This window comes from Litchfieldella anticariensis FP35 = DSM 16096, assembly GCF_000409775.1.
In the GTDB taxonomy this organism is placed as follows: Bacteria; Pseudomonadota; Gammaproteobacteria; order Pseudomonadales; family Halomonadaceae; genus Litchfieldella; species Litchfieldella anticariensis.
In genome coordinates, this window is sequence record NZ_KE332377.1 from 812,400 (window position 1) to 828,222 (window position 15,823).

General features: G+C 57.9%; 15 protein-coding genes. 6 read left to right on the forward strand and 9 right to left on the reverse strand.

Annotated features, from left to right (window positions below; genetic code table 11):
* Positions 1-7 precede the first annotated feature (7 nt).
* Positions 8-985 (forward strand): cysteine synthase A, encoded by a 978-nt coding sequence (locus L861_RS03760; protein ID WP_016415228.1) that lies wholly within the window; start codon positions 8-10, stop codon positions 983-985.
* 6 nt (positions 986-991) lie between these two features.
* On the opposite strand, the gene lhgD is transcribed toward L861_RS03760, so the two are convergent.
* A complete protein-coding gene (lhgD, locus tag L861_RS03765) occupies positions 992-2,188 on the reverse strand; it encodes an L-2-hydroxyglutarate dehydrogenase (protein ID WP_016415229.1) in 1,197 nt (398 codons plus the stop codon).
* 120 nt (positions 2,189-2,308) lie between these two features.
* Between lhgD and csiR the strand changes: the two genes are divergently transcribed.
* A complete protein-coding gene (csiR, locus tag L861_RS03770; RefSeq protein ID WP_016415230.1) occupies positions 2,309-2,995 on the forward strand; it encodes a DNA-binding transcriptional regulator CsiR in 687 nt (228 codons plus the stop codon).
* Here the strand turns inward: csiR and L861_RS03775 are convergent.
* Genes L861_RS03775 through L861_RS03785 form a run of 3 tightly spaced genes read right to left on the reverse strand, consistent with a single transcriptional unit; the run spans position 2,961 to position 5,424 of the window.
* Positions 2,961-3,953, reverse strand: coding sequence for a 5-oxoprolinase subunit C family protein (locus tag L861_RS03775; RefSeq protein WP_016415231.1), 993 nt, complete (start codon positions 3,951-3,953; stop codon positions 2,961-2,963). The genes csiR and L861_RS03775 overlap by 35 nt on opposite strands.
* On the reverse strand, positions 3,950-4,672 hold the full coding sequence (gene pxpB, locus L861_RS03780; protein WP_016415232.1) for a 5-oxoprolinase subunit PxpB: 723 nt from the start codon (positions 4,670-4,672) through the stop codon (positions 3,950-3,952). Before pxpB ends, L861_RS03775 begins: the two co-directional genes overlap by 4 nt.
* Positions 4,669-5,424 (reverse strand): 5-oxoprolinase subunit PxpA, encoded by a 756-nt coding sequence (locus L861_RS03785; RefSeq protein ID WP_016415233.1) that lies wholly within the window; start codon positions 5,422-5,424, stop codon positions 4,669-4,671. Before L861_RS03785 ends, pxpB begins: the two co-directional genes overlap by 4 nt.
* 259 nt (positions 5,425-5,683) lie before the next feature.
* Here L861_RS03785 and L861_RS03790 point away from each other — a divergent pair, with 259 nt between their 5' ends.
* The 4 genes from L861_RS03790 to L861_RS03805 all read left to right on the forward strand — a co-directional run bounded on the left by L861_RS03790 (position 5,684) and on the right by L861_RS03805 (position 9,163).
* Positions 5,684-6,694 carry a TRAP transporter substrate-binding protein gene (locus L861_RS03790; protein WP_016415234.1) on the forward strand — a complete coding sequence of 337 codons (1,011 nt, stop codon included), beginning with the start codon at positions 5,684-5,686 and terminating at the stop codon, positions 6,692-6,694.
* Positions 6,695-6,761: 67 nt separating this feature from the next.
* A complete protein-coding gene (locus L861_RS03795) occupies positions 6,762-7,313 on the forward strand; it encodes a TRAP transporter small permease (RefSeq protein ID WP_016415235.1) in 552 nt (183 codons plus the stop codon).
* A 15-nt stretch (positions 7,314-7,328) separates the two neighbouring features.
* On the forward strand, positions 7,329-8,627 hold the full coding sequence (locus L861_RS03800) for a TRAP transporter large permease (RefSeq protein ID WP_016415236.1): 1,299 nt from the start codon (positions 7,329-7,331) through the stop codon (positions 8,625-8,627).
* On the forward strand, positions 8,627-9,163 hold the full coding sequence (locus L861_RS03805; RefSeq protein WP_016415237.1) for a winged helix DNA-binding protein: 537 nt from the start codon (positions 8,627-8,629) through the stop codon (positions 9,161-9,163). The genes L861_RS03800 and L861_RS03805 overlap by 1 nt, the downstream gene beginning before the upstream one ends.
* Position 9,164: 1 nt before the next feature.
* On the opposite strand, the gene L861_RS03810 is transcribed toward L861_RS03805, so the two are convergent.
* From L861_RS03810 to L861_RS03830, 5 genes are all read right to left on the reverse strand, one after another.
* Positions 9,165-11,027, reverse strand: coding sequence for a protein kinase domain-containing protein (locus L861_RS03810; protein WP_016415238.1), 1,863 nt, complete (start codon positions 11,025-11,027; stop codon positions 9,165-9,167).
* Between the two features lie 21 nt (positions 11,028-11,048).
* Positions 11,049-12,668: a dihydrolipoyllysine-residue acetyltransferase gene (locus L861_RS03815; RefSeq protein WP_016415239.1), complete on the reverse strand. Its 1,620-nt coding sequence runs from the start codon at positions 12,666-12,668 to the stop codon at positions 11,049-11,051.
* A 26-nt stretch (positions 12,669-12,694) separates the two neighbouring features.
* Positions 12,695-13,672: an alpha-ketoacid dehydrogenase subunit beta gene (locus L861_RS03820; protein ID WP_016415240.1), complete on the reverse strand. Its 978-nt coding sequence runs from the start codon at positions 13,670-13,672 to the stop codon at positions 12,695-12,697.
* 1 nt (position 13,673) lies between these two features.
* Complete coding sequence (locus L861_RS03825; protein ID WP_016415241.1) at positions 13,674-14,858, reverse strand: thiamine pyrophosphate-dependent dehydrogenase E1 component subunit alpha; 1,185 nt, start codon at positions 14,856-14,858, stop codon at positions 13,674-13,676.
* 215 nt (positions 14,859-15,073) lie between these two features.
* Positions 15,074-15,808, reverse strand: a complete 735-nt coding sequence (locus tag L861_RS03830; protein ID WP_035567455.1) for an ABC transporter permease — start codon at positions 15,806-15,808, stop codon at positions 15,074-15,076.
* Between the last annotated feature and the right edge of the window lie 15 nt (positions 15,809-15,823).

The following is a 15,823-nucleotide window of genomic DNA, read 5'->3' on the forward strand; positions in this document are numbered from 1 at the left end:
GGGCAGTATGAAACTATCCGACGGTTTCGCTGGCGCGGTCGGCAACACTCCCCTGATCCGCCTACAACGGCTATCCGACGAAAGCGGTTGCGAGATCCTGGGCAAGGCCGAGTTCATGAATCCCGGCGGCTCGGTCAAGGATCGCGCGGCACTTTATATCGTGCTCGATGCCGAACGCCGCGGCGCTCTGCAGCCGGGAGGTACTGTCGTCGAGGGTACCGCCGGCAATACCGGCATCGGTTTGGCGCACATCTGTAACGCACGCGGCTATCGCTGCGTGATAGTGATTCCTGAGACACAGACCCGAGAGAAAATCGACCTGTTGCGCACCCTGGGTGCCGAAGTGCATACCGTTGCTGCAGTGCCTTATCGCGATCCCAATAATTACCAGAAGATCGCCGCACGTATGGCTAATGATCTGGACAATGCCATCTGGGCCAACCAATTCGACAACCTTGCCAACCGCCAAGCACATTACGAAACTACCGGGCCGGAGATCTGGACGCAGACCGGAGGACACATCGATGCATTCATCGCCGCCACCGGTACTGGCGGTACCCTGGCGGGAGTGGCGCGCTACCTGAAGGAGCAACGTGAGAATATTCGCTGCGTGCTCGCCGACCCCACTGGCAGTGCGCTGTACCGCTATGTCACAACCGGCCAGCCGGAAGTCGTGGGTGGCAACTCGATTACCGAGGGTATTGGCAGTTCCCGTGTCACCGCTAACCTCGCAGACTCACCCCTAGATGATGCCCTAATGATCGACGATCAGCAGGCGGTCACGTATGTCTATCGCCTGCTGCATGAAGAGGGGCTGTTTCTGGGCAGCTCTTCTGGGATCAACGTAGCGGCAGCCATGCAACTCGCTGAGCAACTGGGCTCAGGCCACACCATCGTTACCGTGCTATGCGATGGCGGTGCTCGCTATTATTCTCGGCTCTTCAATCCCGAATGGCTGGCCGGCAAGGGGTTGACGCCACACTGAGAGGCGTCACCCTTCGACCTGCTCACGGACCTTGGCAACGATATGCGCACCGATAGGCAGCGCTGAAGTCGCCGCTGGTGAGGGTGCATTGCAGACATTAACCGTGCGACGACTGTTGACGAACAGGAAGTCATCAATGAGTTTTCCGTCGCGCGAAATTGCCTGGGCCCTAACCCCAGCCGGATAGGGAGCGAGATCGTCGATCGTGAGAGAGGGGCAATACTTGCGAACCTCTTCAAGGTAGCGCTTCTTGGAGAACGAGTTCTTGATCTCAGTCATCCCCGGGCGCAGATTGCCCATCAGTGCCTTGAGGATGCCACGATTGCTGAACATGGACGCCATATCCGGCAGCGAGATGTCAGACTTGCGATAACCTTCACGCTTCAAGGCCAGTACAGCGTTGGGGCCCACCGTGACGCTTCCATCGATCATGCGTGTCAGATGCACCCCCAGGAACGGCATGCTCGGGTCGGGAATCGGATAGATCAGATGGTTGACGATGCGATTGTGCTGGGCCGGCAACTGGTAATACTCGCCGCGAAAAGGACAAATGGTGAACCCCGGATTCTTGCCTACCATCCTGACGATCCGATCGGCCATCAATCCCGAGCAGGCTATCAGGTAACGTGTCGTCAACTCACCCTGACTCGTCTTGACCACCACCTCATGAGGTCGCTCATCGATTCCGGTGACACGGGAGGATAGCTGTATTCCACCTCCCAGGTGCTCGAATTCACGTGCCATGGCCCGTGTCACCTCACCGAAATCGACGATACCGCTGGAAGGCACGAATATCGCCCCCGTCCCCGTAATATTGGGTTCACGCTCACGCAATTCGTCAGCATTCAGCCAGTGGCGCTCGAGACCATTGGCTCGGGTTCGTTCCCATAGCGCCTCCATGCGCTGCATTTCCATATCATTGGTTGCTACCAACAGCTTGCCGCAGGCCTCATAGTGAATGCCATGCTCGTCGCAGAAAGCCTTGGTCGCACGGTTGCCTTCCAGACAGAATCTGGCCTTGAGACTACCCGGCTTGTAATAGACACCGGCATGAATCACACCGCTGTTATGTCCGGTCTGATGCTGGGCGAGAGCATCTTCCTTCTCCACCACCAGCATCTTGTGATCGGGGTAGGCCTTGATCAGTTGCATGGCGGTCGACATACCGAGGATGCCACCCCCGATGACTATGAAGTCGTACACCTAAGCCTCTCGCATCGTCGTTAATGTAGATGTTATTGCATAATATCAGCCTGTTTCGCATTGTTTCGCCAGCTCAATTCACATTGCGTATCATGACGACATACTCATACGAGAAGCCTTATGGATAGCCCACCTCGTCAGAACCTTGGCATCAGCGCCTATGCATGGCTGAAACACGACATCATTCGTGGCGTATACCCGCCTGGGGAAAAGCTACTAATGAGTCGACTCAAGGAGCGATATGACCTCGGTATCGGCCCATTGCGCGAAGCACTATCGCAGCTAGTCGCCGAGCGATTGGTGGTCGCGATCAGCCAGCGTGGCTACCGGGTCGCCTCGATGTCACTGGCTGAACTCAACGATATCTACGATGCGCGTTCCCAACTCGAGGCCATGCTCTTGAAGCTGGCTATCGAGCGCGGCGATGACAGCTGGGAAGCGGACATCCTGGCCAAGGCCCATACACTGTCCAAGGTGGTCGAGGTCAACACGCCCGATGAGGTGCTCGACGTTTGGGATACCCGCCACAAGGCTTTCCATACCGCCATGATCGCTGGTTGCGGCTCACAACATCTGCTACAGGTCAGGGCAAGTCTTTTCGACCAAGCCGAACGTTATCGACACCTATGGCTGAGAGAAACGGTTTTCTCCGAACAAGCACTTGAAAAGAAGCGCCTGGAACACGCCGCTCTGGTTGAGGTGGTGCTGGCACGCGATGCAGAACGGGCCACGGAAATGATGCGTGAACACCTGTTGACACCAGTGCCGATCATTACCGATGTGATGCAGCGCCAGGGACTGCTGTGACATCGAAGCGAAGACGAAAACGCCGGTACTCCTCTTGGGCATGTTGCGGTGTTTCGGCAACCAGCCAGACTTCCTGTTCCGGCAAGCATTGTGCCAGTCTCGCACAAGCCAGTGGCGTCAAGGTGCCAAGCCTGGGATAGCCGCCAATCGTCTGACGGTCATTGAGCAGTACGATCGGCTGGCCATCCGGTGGTACCTGTACTGCACCCAAGGGGATCCCTTCGGAAATCATCGTGCTCAGTCGGCAGCGTAGCGGTGGTCCCTTGAGCCGCACCCCCATACGGTCGGCCCGGGAATCGACATGCCATGGCCGGTTGAAGGCAGCGAACAAGCTCACCCCGCTGAATTCAGAAATCTGCGCACCGGGTATCAGGCGCAATCGTGCAGGCTCTCGATAATCAATACGTTCCTTGCCAGGTGCTCGCCTTCCCACATAGCGCTCACGGGAGGATGCCTGGCAGCTCCGATCGATGTGTAACCGGTCCGCCATCGCCAGCGATCGGCCGTGCCCATCATGCCCTCCCAAGCCTTCTCGACTCACGCAGGCCACGCTACCCAACACTGGCTCGGCCAGGAAACCTCCCGCCACCGCCAGGTAAGCCCTGGCACCACTGCGCGCAGAGCCAAAGCGAAGACGCTGCCCTTGAGTGACACTTACCACCTGCCAAGACAGCCAAGGCTTGTCGTCCAGTGTCGCCTCCAAATCAGCACCGCATAGCGCCAGCGTCATGTCATGCTCGGCGATCAGTTCCAGCCCCCCAAGGGTAATTTCCAGCACGGGAGCCCCCCATGGATTGTCCAACAGGTGATTCGCCCAGGCCCAAGCATGCAGATCAGCTGGCCCACCCTGAGTCACGCCCAGTCGACGCACGCCAAAACGCCCGGCATCTTGCAACAACGCCAATGGCCCTGCCTTTTCCACACGCAGGCCACATACAACATCGATGGGCGCCGTCATGAGCGCTCCTCCACCGGTGTCGTATCTCCGCCAAGGCGTTCGAATTCCACGCGGTCGACACTGACGAACCTGACACGATCACCAACACGCAGCAGACTGAATCCATCACGATGACGGTCGAAAAGACGTGCCGGCGTTCGCCCGATCAGGTTCCAACCACCGGGAGACTGCCGAGGGTAGGCAGCAGTCTGACGGCCGGTAACCGCCACACTACCCGCCGGGACACGCTGGCGAGGCGTGTCCAGGCGTGGCACTGCCAAGCGCTCGTCGACACGCCCCATGAAGGCAAACCCGGGGGCAAAACCCAGCGCAAAGACCCGGTATTCTCGGGCGCAATGCACTTCGATAACCTGGTCACGACTCAAACCACTGACACACTCCAGCCGCTTGAGCTCGGGTCCTACACTGTCGTCATACCAGACAGAAAGCTCCTTGACCTCCGCGCTGCCAGATTCATCGTCAGGCACCAGGTCTCTCAACGCGCTCTCAAGGTATCGCCGAGCCTCATGCGAAGAAAGCACCAGCGGGTCATAGTGCACCAGCAGTGTGGTATATGACGGCACCATATCGATCAGAGTCGAAGCGAACATTGCCTCGCAGCGACGCATCAAAGCCGTCAACCAAGGCATGTTGGCTTCGTCAACCTCATCGAACAGACGGACCAGCCAGGCATCGATACCGGCATGCTCCAGACGCGGAAGCCGGAGATTGCGAGTCATGGAGCCACTCCAATCTCCTGAAGCGACTGACGGATGGCCTTCACCGCAGCAACCGACTCAGGATTGTCGCCATGCACACAGAGGGTATCGGCCTCGAGCACAAACTCGCTGCCATCAATGGCCGTCAACGGTTGGCCCAATGCGATCCGGCGCGCCTGATCGACGATCACTTCAGGGTCATGGTGAACCGCCTTGGGCTCGCGCCGCGATACCAAGCGCCCCTCTCCGTCATAGGCACGGTCGGCAAAGGCCTCGAGCCACAATGTGACCCCTTCGCGCTGCGCCATTTCCCGGACCGATGCAGGATCACGCGTAGACATGACCATCAGTGGCAGATCGGGATCAAAGCTCACCACCGCACGCATGACCCCGGCTAACTTCTCGGGATCACGCATCATGTCGTTGTATAACGCACCGTGTGGCTTAACGTAGCCAAGACGAATTCCCTCGCCACGACAGATCCCTGCCAAGGCACCAATCTGATAGAGCACCAGATTTTCGATTTCGGATACTGAGCAGGCAAGGGAGCGGCGTCCGAATCCCACCAGATCCATATAAGCGGGATGGGCGCCCACGCTTACCCCATGACGTACTGCCAAACGAACCGTGCGTCGCATGGTATCGGGATCGGAAGCGTGGAAACCACAAGCCACGTTGGCCAGATCGACATGCGGCATCACCTCTTCATCGAGCCCCATGACCCAAGGACCAAAGCTTTCGCCCATATCCGCATTCAACAACAGCGCTGACATGACATTTCCTCTTACTCGACAACGACAGAAAATTTATAAACAAATTATCGTCAAAATACCAATAAATAGTCAGAATATTGTTGACGACTTGATCATAGGGTGCCTAGTCTTGGTAAATGTTAGTCATCTATGCTCAAGATAAACGCTGAAACATGCGGTGCTTCTCTCAGTGAAGATGCGATCTCACTGCACCGCAAGCGCCACACGATTCGGCGCTCGACAAGCCAACAACAACACCTTTACAAAGTGAGGAATCCCGATGATGACCAGATATCCATTGCTGACCGGCTTGCTAACCGCCGCCACACTGGGAGTGGGCGCCAGCATCCTGATGATGGCTACGTCCGCTTCGGCCGCTACCGAATGGGACATGCCCACACCCTATGGTGACCGTACCTTTCATACCGTCAATATCCGCGAATTCGCCGACAATGTTGCTGAGCGCACTGATGGCGAGCTGTCGATCACGGTTCATTCCAATGGCTCCCTGATCGCTCATCCTGAAATCAAGAACTCGGTACGCCGCGGGATCGTGCCGATCGGCGAGCTGATCATGTCACGCCTGGCCAACGAGAACCCCATCTTCGAAGTCGACTCCGTCCCCTACCTGGCGACCAACTACGAGGATGCCCAAGCTCTCTGGGAAGCATCACGCGAGGTGATCGCCGAGGAACTGGCGGAGCAGCAACTGCGCCTGTTGTTCGCCGTCCCGTGGCCGCCGCAAGGCATCTATACCCAAAAGCCTGTCGAGACGATCGACGACCTGCGCAACCTCAACATGCGCGCCTATAACACGGCCAGTGAACGCCTAGCACAGTTGGCCGGTGCCGTACCGACTCAGGTGGAGGTGCCAGACATTCCCACCGCCTTCAGCACCGGTCGGGTGGATGCCATGGTCACCTCTCCGGCCACCGGCGCCGACACCCAGGCCTGGGACTATCTGAGCCACTTCAACCATGCCCAGTTGTGGATCCCCAAGAACATGGTGATCGTCAGCGAGCGAGCTTTCTCCCAGCTTGACGAGGCTACGCAACAGGCCGTGCTGGACGCGGCGCAGGAAGCTGAGAAGCGCGGTTGGGAAATGAGCCGTCAGGAAACCGAGGAAGCTCTGCAGACCCTGCGTGACAATGGCATCGAGGTCAGCGAACCGACCCCGGAACTGGCCGGGGCCCTGCAGGAAATCGGTGACACCATGACCGAAGAATGGGGGCAGAACGCGGGCGAACAAGGCATGCGTATCCTCGAAGCCTATCGTCAGACACGCCAGTAACCTCGCTTCCTCCGGCGTCGACGTCGGGGAAGCGTTCCATGGCCAAAATCCTTGTGAGTGCCCCCTCATGCACTATCGATTGCGAGCTCTCTATGATGCGGGAGCCTACCTCTCAGCCACTTGCCTGTGCCTGATCTGCGCCATGATCACGGCGCAGATCATCGGACGTATCGTCGACCGGCTCGCCACGTGGGCCGGCGGCGAGCGAATCGGCTTGGCGATTCCCGGCCTGGCGGAAATTTCCGGTTTTCTGTTGGTCGGTGCCACCTTCCTGGGCCTCGCCTACACCTTCGTCAACGGCGGCCACATCCGCGTCACCCTGCTGATAAGCAATCTGCCGGCCAGGGTACGCGTCTTCATGGAATTGTGGTGTCTGAGCATCGCCCTACTACTGTGCCTGTACCTTGCCTGGTACACGCTATGGCTGCTCGAGGACAGTATCGCTTTCAACGAAACCTCCTACGGCCTGCTGAGTATTCCGCTATGGATTCCCCAAAGCACCATGCTGCTCGGCATCCTGCTGTTCTGCCTGGCGTTGATCGAGACCTGGGTCAAAACCCTGATCACCGCCCTGACCCGCCCATCGTCTTTCCAGGCTGATGACGGCGCCCACGAATGATCGAGGTTACTTGTCATGCTGTTGATGATAGTCGTTCTAACGGTCGCTATGCTGGTGATGCTGGGAAGCGGCGTCTGGGTCGCCTTCGCCCTGCTGGGTATGGGTTGGTTGGGCATCAGTCAGTTCACATCCATCCCCACCGGCGACATCATGGCCTCGGATATCTGGGGTGCCAGCTATAGCTGGGAACTTACCGCCTTGCCAATGTTCATCTGGATGGGCGAGATCCTGTTCCGTTCGCGTCTGGCGGAGGACATGTTCACCGGACTCACGCCCTGGATGCGGCGTATTCCCGGCCGACTGCTACACACCAACGTGGTCGGCTGCGGCCTGTTCGCCGCCGTGTCCGGTTCCTCGGCGGCGACCTGCGCCACCATGGGCAAGATGTCGATTCCCGAGCTGACCCGGCGTGGCTATGACGAACGCCTGGTGCTCGGCACCCTGGCAGGCTCCGCGACACTGGGACTACTGATTCCGCCGTCGATCATCCTGATCGTGTTCGCGGTGGCAACCGAGCAATCGATCGCTCGTCTGTTCGTGGCCGGCATTCTGCCAGGCTTGCTATTGATCAGTCTGTTCGCGGGTTACCTGATGCTGTGGTCCTGGCGTTACCCGCACAAGGTGCCTGCCGCCGATGCGAGCATTCCGCTGCTGGAAAAGTTGCGCCGCTCGAAACGCCTGATTCCCATGCTCGGCCTGATCGTGGGGGTGATCGGTTCCATCTACACCGGTCTGGCGTCTCCGACCGAGGCCGCCGCCGTTGGTGTAGTGTTGTCGCTGTTGCTGGCGCGCCTGCAAGGTGCCATGAATGCCGCCATCTTCCGTGACGCCATGCTGGGTACCGTGAAAACCTCATGCATGATCGCCTTCATCCTGGCCGGTGCTTCGTTCCTGACCGCAGCCATGGGCTTCACGCGGATTCCCAGCGACCTGGCGGCATGGATCGCCGGTATGGAGCTGTCGCCCTACATGCTGTTGGCGGTACTGACAGTGTTCTTCGTCATTCTCGGCTGTTTCCTCGACGGCATTTCGGTGGTGGTGCTAACCACCTCGATCATGCTGCCAATGGTCGAAGCCGCCGGTATCGACCTGATCTGGTTCGGCATCTTTCTGGTGATCGTGGTCGAGATGTCGCAAATCACGCCACCAGTGGGATTCAACCTGTTCGTATTGCAAGGCATGACCGGCAAGAACATCTTGCATATCGCCAAGGCGGCCCTGCCGTTCTTCTTTCTGATGCTATTGGGTGTGGTGTTGATCACCCTCTTTCCGGCAATCGTCACCTACCTGCCCAATGCCATGGGGGGCCATTGATGGACAAGGAATCATCCTCCACACAACTGCGCCATGCACGCGGCCCAATCGTGTCCTCGGAGCACCTGTCACGCAATGCCCAGGAGCTCTCGGAATTCGAGTTCGGCATGATCATCTCGAGTCATGCCTTCAATCGCTGGATGGTACGTTGTATGACCGCCACCGGATTTCCCGAGTTGGGTGCCTTGGACGTACTGGTACTACATAGCGTCAACCACCGTGAACGTGCCAAACGTCAGGCGGATATCTGCCTGGTACTCAATGTCGAGGATACACATACCGTGACCTATGCCTTGAAGAAGCTCACCAAGTTGGGGCTGGTCGTCGGCGAGAAAAGCGGTAAGGAAACGTACTTTCGAACCACCGAAGAGGGTCGTAGTGCCTGTCAGAGGTATGCCGAGATTCGCGAGGCCTGCCTGGTGGATTCCCTGGCATCGCTGGGGATCGGTCGCGAAGACATACACCAGATCGCCGGCGTGCTGCGCGCCATGTCGGGGCTTTACGATCAGGCGGCACGCGCCGCGGCCTCACTGTAAATCACAGTGCGTCCTCGACTCGCTGCACTGTGGGTGAGCTGTCCTCGGTTCTGGGATTCTTGGGATAGTAGCGCTCCGGTAGGCGCTCGATATGTGGGAAGAACTTGGTGTCCTTGTAGGGCATTTTCATGAACCCGGAAACACCGAGCCCTTCGATCAATCCGATGGCGGAGAGGATATCATCCAGCCGACGACGAAACTCTTCTTCGCGATCAGGGTCCAGCAGACGATAGTAACTATGAATTTTCAAGTGGTTGGGTAACGCCTCGAAGATGATCATACCGGTATGGTGAATGGTATTGAGCGCCTCCAGCGACGTCATGATCTCCTCGGGAAGTATCAAGAACTCCTCAGGATCGGGCCCATCCTCGAAGTAGGAGTGCATACGCGAACGGTCCTCGAGTTCCGGTGCCGCACTCACCTCATAGGGCAAACGCATGCCAGGTGAAAGCTCGAAGGCTTGGTGTGGCCCCTCACGATCGATATGCAGGGTATCTCGGGCATTGAACAGACAACTCTTGAAAATCCCGCGACGATAGATCGCCCGTGCCAGGTTGACCATGTTATTGACCGCCGTCACGAAGGCTGTCTTGAGATGGGAATCGTGTAGGTTGAGCGAGGTATCGATGTAGATACCGTCGGTTTCCCAACGTACGGCCAATCCCCCTACCACAGGGTATTTGCCCAACCGGCTGACCGCAGCGAGAAATGCTTTCTCGGTTTCTCCCATACCTTGCATGAAATTCTTGTAATAGCGATCGAGCTGTACGTCGTTGACGTCGCTGAGCGTTTCCGGTGCGCCCTCTTCACGTAGAAATGATTTGCGCGAGCTATACACCACCGTATCGATTTCATGCTTGGCCGGCCGTACCCAGACCGGCACCATCGGCGTCGGAGGTGATGTCTCGAGATCGAACATCACGGTGCGCGCGATGCGCGGCATTTCCTTGAGGAAATAGTCACCTGCATGCCGACGTCGCTCCGGATCCGGATCAAGCAGTCCATCGAGCATACGCGCGAATTCCATAGGGAGGCCCAGCGAGGTGGCGGGAATGGCTTTGTGACCGAATCGACAAGACTGTCCCGAGGCCAAGGCATACAGTGTGCCAGCCACCCCTTGTTCGTCGAAACGCGGTGACGACAACCCACCATTCAACTGCTCTTCGCCGATGAAGTAGACATCGCCCAGTCGTGCGTTGGTCTGTTGCAAATTGTCGGACATCAGCTCCATCACATTGGCAGCGACAAACTGTTGATTTTCGTCGAGCTGAGCGAACACTGAGGATCCCCAATCGATCAAGGCAATGTTCTCACGCTCGGCATCGAATACCAGATTGGAGGGCTTGATATCACCGTGCACGATAGGGCGACCGGCAGGGCCGGATTCCTGCCTCAGGCTACGCAAGATATCGGCCAGCTGCGCGGCGATCCTCACGACGAGCCTTGGCGAAAGTCGACCTTCACGCAGCGATACCTCTTCCAGGTTCTCACCCGGCGCACGCTCCATGACCAGAATCGATTGATTACGCAGCCGCTGGAAGGCAATCAGGCGTGGCACCCGCGAGTGATCGACCTGCTCGAGCATGAAGGCCTCTTCCTCGAGCCGATCCTGCAGGTGTTGGGGCAAGGTAACGCGCGTGAACTTGAACACGTACTGGGCATCGCGTGCCGTCACGCCAGAGAACACGAAGCCATAGGCCCCCTTGCCGATCAGCTCGATGTCACGATAGCCGAGTTGCTCGAGCTGGGTGGTGCACAGTGCCACCCAGTCCTTGAGCTTCTTAGCATCGTCATGACTGAGCAGATAGATCGACTGCTCTTCGGGAATATAGAACTGCTGCAGGGGAGCTTGCGCTTGCGTCATGATTGGCCAACCTCGCTATCGTCAGCCCATTTGCAGCAACATCGACTGCGGCGACTCGAGATAACCTTTCCAACGATTGCAGAAACGCGCGATGGTACCGCCATCAATGATGCGATGGTCGCCGGCCCAGCTCACGGTCATGATCGCTCGCTCCGTTACCTGCCCCCTCTCGTCGAAACGCGGTAGCCGTTGGACTCGTCCGAGAGCGACGATGGCAACCTCCGGGGCATTGATGATCGGAGCGGCATAGGTACCTCCCAAAGCCCCGATATTGGAAATGCTGATAGTGCCCTCCTTGAGATCCGCCTGCCCAACCCGCCCCTCACGGGCCGCTTCGGTCAAACGCGCCACCTCCCCAGCAACCTCCAACAAGGTCAGACGTTCAACATGCTTGACGTTGGGCACAATCAAGCCTGCCTGGCTGTCCACCGCCATGCCGATATTGCAGTGAGGTAGGTAATGGATTTCGGTGACGTCGTCGTTGATTCGGCTATTGAGAATAGGATACTCCTGTACTGCCAATGCCATGGCCTTCATGATGAAGGGCATTAGCGTCAGACGTGTACCCAAGGCTTCCGCGTCGACCTTGAGACGCTCCCGCAACGCCAGAAGTTCGGTGACATCGACCTCATCGCCATAGATGAAATGGGGGATGGTCGACGCCGCGTGGGTCATATGCCGTGCCATGACGGCCTGCATGCCCTTGATCGGCTCGATTCGCGCCTCGCGTTCACGCTCGACAATCGGACGCGCCTCTTTCCCTGCTGCCGGTTGGGCGGCACCACGTGCAGTTGCAGGGGATTTTTCGAGGTGCTCAAGTACATCGGCCTTGAGCACGCGACCATCCTTTCCAGTCCCGGCGATATCAGCCAACACCAAGCCATGCTCACGCACCAACCGGCGTACCGCCGGGCTGGCGGGAATTCGCTGTCGTCGCTGGCTGACGGCGGGGCGGGTACCCGGCGTCTTCACGGATACTACAGAATCCTCCGATGCCCCGGTAGCTTCGCGCTCCCGCGGAATAAAGGCAAACAACGGTGAATGCACCCGAGCACTATCGCCCTTACCGTAGTAACGCCGGGTCACTCGACCTGCCTTGGGTGCCGTGATCTCGACCAATGCCTTGTCGGTCATCACATCGATCACTGGCTGGTCTTCCTCGATCTCGTCACCTTCACTGACACGCCACTCAACCACCTCGCACTCGACGATCCCTTCACCGATATCCGGCAAGATGAAGTCTTCGCTTTCCTCATCGCCCGAATTGGCGACCACCTCACCGCGACGTTCTTCAGTAGCGGATGGCGTTTCTGTTCCAGTGACCACATCGGTTGGCATCTCATCCGAAACGTCTGCAGTCTCAGATGCCGAGGTCTCGGTTTCTTCCCCTACACCGGCTTGCTCACCTTCGGCGACCAAGGCGAACAGTGGCGAGTGTACTTTGGCCGTTTCCCCTTCACGGTAATAAAGCTGGGTGATCCGTCCCTTGTAGGGAGCGGGTATCTCGACCAAAGCCTTATCTGTCATGACCTCGGCTACCGGCTGATCCTCCTCGATCAGATCACCTTCATTGACCAGCCATTTGACCAGCTCGCACTCCACGATACCTTCGCCGATATCGGGCAGCATAAAATCGCTCATGGTTGCTCTCCTGTCCTGATATCGACCTAGAACTCGATGTTGGCCTTGATGGCCTCGAATATCTTTAGATGATCGGGCAGATACTCTTTCTCCAAGGTCAATGGGAAAGGCGTATCCAGCCCCGTCACCCGTGCGATGGGCGATTCCAGATAAAGGAAACAACGATCCTGGATGGTCGCGGCAATCTCCCCGGCGAAGCCACCCGTCAAGGGCGCTTCATGCGTCACCACCAATCGACCGGTCTTGAGTACTGAGTCGATCACGGTTTGCGCGTCCCAAGGCAGGATGGTGCGCAGATCGATGACCTCACAGGAAATACTCTCCTTCTCAGCCAGTTCGACGGCTCGTTCGATGACTTCCATCTGTGCGCCCCACCCCAGTACCGTGATGTCATCGCCTTCCTTGATGATCTCGGCCTCGCCTAGCGGAAGCTCATAGTCACTTTCCGGTACGTCGCCGGTGGAAGCCCGATATAGCCGCTTGGGCTCGAAGAACAGCACCGGATTGGGATCGCGAATCGCCCCCAACAGCAATCCCTTGGCCTGATGCGGGTTGCGTGGCACCACGACCTTCAACCCCGGCGTATGGGCGAAATAGGCTTCCGGCGACTGCGAATGGTAATGGCCACCCGAAATGCCACCCCCATAGGGGGCCCGAATAGTCAACCCACCGACATTGAAGAGATTACCGGAACGATAGCGGAACTTGGCGGATTCGTTGACGATCTGGTCGAAGGCCGGAAAGATGTAATCGGCAAATTGGATCTCGGCGACTGGGATCGAACCTTGAGCGGCGAGCCCGTTGGCGAAACCGATGATGCCCTGCTCCACCAGCGGGGTATTGAAGCAGCGTGTCTTGCCGTATTTCTGCTGCAGATGGCTGGTGGCACGGAATACTCCACCGAAACCTCCCACGTCCTCACCGAAGCACAGCACCCTTTCGTCGGCAGCCATGGCAGTGTCCAAGGCATTGTTGATGGCCTGCAACATGTTCATCTTCGCCATGTCATGCCCCTCCCTTGGCTTGACCGGCGCTCTTGGGATAGGCTTCCGGGTACTTGCGAATATGCATCTTGAGGTGCTCGAACTGCTCGGCAAGCGCTGGGGTGACTTCGTCATAGACATCGCTGACCAGCGTTTCCAGTGCCGGCGGTGGACGTTTCTCGGCACGCTTCATGGTTTCCAGCACTTCACGGCGCAAACTTTCCTGCAATGCCTTTTCATCGTCCTCATTCCACCACTGCCGATCCAGCAACCAGCGCTGCATACGCAGGATGGGGTCTTTCTCCCGCCATGCCTCTTCTTCTTTCTTGCTGCGATAGCCGGAAGGGTCGTCGGACGACGAGTGCGCCGCGAGTCGATACGTCATGGCCTCGATCAATACCGGACAGTTGTCTTCGACCGCCATTCGGCGTGCGGCCTTGGTCGCCTCGTGGACGGCCAGAATGTCATTGCCATCGACACGGATGACCTGCATCTTGTAACCGAATGCTCGCGGTGCCACCCCATCGGCAGCAAACTGCTCGATGGCCGGTGTCGAGATCGCATAGCCGTTGTTACGACAGAAGAAAATCACCGGCACTTTGTGCACCGCCGCCATGTTCAAGGCGGCATGAAAGTCGCCCTCAGAGGCGGCTCCCTCGCCGAAATAGGTAATGGTGCAGTGGCCCTTGCCGGCCAGTTTCTGCCCATAGGCATAGCCCGTGGCCTGAGGAATCTGCGTGGCCAAAGGCGAGGAAATGGTCATGTAGTGAAGTTTCGCCGAACCATAATGGATCGGCATCTGGCGGCCCTTGCCATAATCCTGCTCGTTGCCGAACAGCTGGTTCATGAATTCGTCGGTGGTAAAGCCGCGATAGGCCAAGGCCCCCTGTTCTCGGTACTGGGCCATGATCATGTCGGCATCATCCAGCGCCGCGGTGCTGCCAATGACCGCCGCCTCCTCGCCAGTACACTGCATATAGAAGCTCAGCCGCCCCTGGCGCTGGGCCGCCAGCATGCGCTCGTCGAGTACGCGCGTGAATACCATGGCGCGGTAGATGCGCAACGCCTTGTCACGGTCCAGGTCCGGGGTTTCGGCCCCGTCATATAATGTGCCGTCCTGTTGCAGGAGCTTGAAGGTAGGCAGGCGAAACTCGTCACCGTCGGTAAAGGTCGGGGTATATACGACCTCGGATCTTGTTGTCGTCATGATCCTCTTCCTTGGGTAATGGATGGAGGAACGCCACTCCCCTTGTGGGGGTGTGGTTAGTTCAACTGTAGTTCAGTGGTAGTGGAATTAGATATGCGCTCCACCAACGCTAAGCTGAGTCATCATTCTACCGTTAACGTTAACGTAAATTTCAGCAAGAGGACATGCTGGAAGCACCGCTCGGGATACGACGATGGTCGGATGGCATCGTTTGGTTACAGAAGACGTGAAAAACGTTCGAAGCTGCTGTCGACGCACAGTGCCAACAGCGCGATGAGAATGGCACCTTGCAGGATATAGGCAGTGTTACCGTTGATGATGCCAGCAATGATGGGATCGCCCAGGGTCTTGGCGCCGATCGTCGAGCCAATGGCCGCGGTGGCGATATTGATGGTCACTGAGGTCCGGATACCGGCGACGATTACCTTGAACGCAAGTGGGAGTTCCACCTGCCACAGAATCTGGATAGCCGACATGCCCATACCACGCGCCGCCTCCAACACATCGGCATCGATGCCTTGCAGGCCGACCAGTGTGTTGCGCACGATCGGCAGCAAACCATAAAGCACCAGCGCCATGATCGTAGGCTCGGTGCCAAAACCCAGCATCGGAACCGATAGTGCCAAAACGGCCACCGGTGGAAATGTTTGTCCCATGGAAGCGAGTTGGGCGACCAACGGCAGGAAATCCCGTCCCCAGGAACGCGTCACCACCACCGCCGCCCCCACTCCAGCGGTGATGGCCACCAACGACGCTACGCCGACAATAGCCATGTGATTGGCCACCAGTGTCAGGAAATCATCACGGCGATAGATGACTGAGCGATTGTCAGGGGCAATCTGACGGAAGATATCTTCCCCATCCGGCATTATCTGGATCATGGCCAACAATGCCACCAACCAGGCTAGTGGTACCCACCAAGCCCATAAAGATGACACCCCTATCCTCATTACACCGGCCTGTCG

Excerpts from the sequence above, each read along its gene's own strand:
- L861_RS03825 (WP_016415241.1), bottom strand. The coding sequence starts at position 14,858 with ATGACGACAACAAGATCCGAGGTCGTATATACCCCGACCTTTACCGAC.
- csiR (WP_016415230.1), top strand. The coding sequence starts at position 2,309 with ATGGATAGCCCACCTCGTCAGAACCTTGGCATCAGCGCCTATGCATGG.
- L861_RS03830 (WP_035567455.1), bottom strand. The coding sequence starts at position 15,808 with ATGAGGATAGGGGTGTCATCTTTATGGGCTTGGTGGGTACCACTAGCC.
- L861_RS03760 (WP_016415228.1), top strand. The coding sequence starts at position 8 with ATGAAACTATCCGACGGTTTCGCTGGCGCGGTCGGCAACACTCCCCTG.
- L861_RS03775 (WP_016415231.1), bottom strand. The coding sequence starts at position 3,953 with ATGACGGCGCCCATCGATGTTGTATGTGGCCTGCGTGTGGAAAAGGCA.
- L861_RS03795 (WP_016415235.1), top strand. The coding sequence starts at position 6,762 with ATGCACTATCGATTGCGAGCTCTCTATGATGCGGGAGCCTACCTCTCA.
- pxpB (WP_016415232.1), bottom strand. The coding sequence starts at position 4,672 with ATGACTCGCAATCTCCGGCTTCCGCGTCTGGAGCATGCCGGTATCGAT.
- L861_RS03800 (WP_016415236.1), top strand. The coding sequence starts at position 7,329 with ATGCTGTTGATGATAGTCGTTCTAACGGTCGCTATGCTGGTGATGCTG.
- L861_RS03790 (WP_016415234.1), top strand. The coding sequence starts at position 5,684 with ATGATGACCAGATATCCATTGCTGACCGGCTTGCTAACCGCCGCCACA.
- L861_RS03815 (WP_016415239.1), bottom strand. The coding sequence starts at position 12,668 with ATGAGCGATTTTATGCTGCCCGATATCGGCGAAGGTATCGTGGAGTGC.
- L861_RS03810 (WP_016415238.1), bottom strand. The coding sequence starts at position 11,027 with ATGACGCAAGCGCAAGCTCCCCTGCAGCAGTTCTATATTCCCGAAGAG.
- L861_RS03785 (WP_016415233.1), bottom strand. The coding sequence starts at position 5,424 with ATGTCAGCGCTGTTGTTGAATGCGGATATGGGCGAAAGCTTTGGTCCT.
- L861_RS03805 (WP_016415237.1), top strand. The coding sequence starts at position 8,627 with ATGGACAAGGAATCATCCTCCACACAACTGCGCCATGCACGCGGCCCA.
- L861_RS03820 (WP_016415240.1), bottom strand. The coding sequence starts at position 13,672 with ATGGCGAAGATGAACATGTTGCAGGCCATCAACAATGCCTTGGACACT.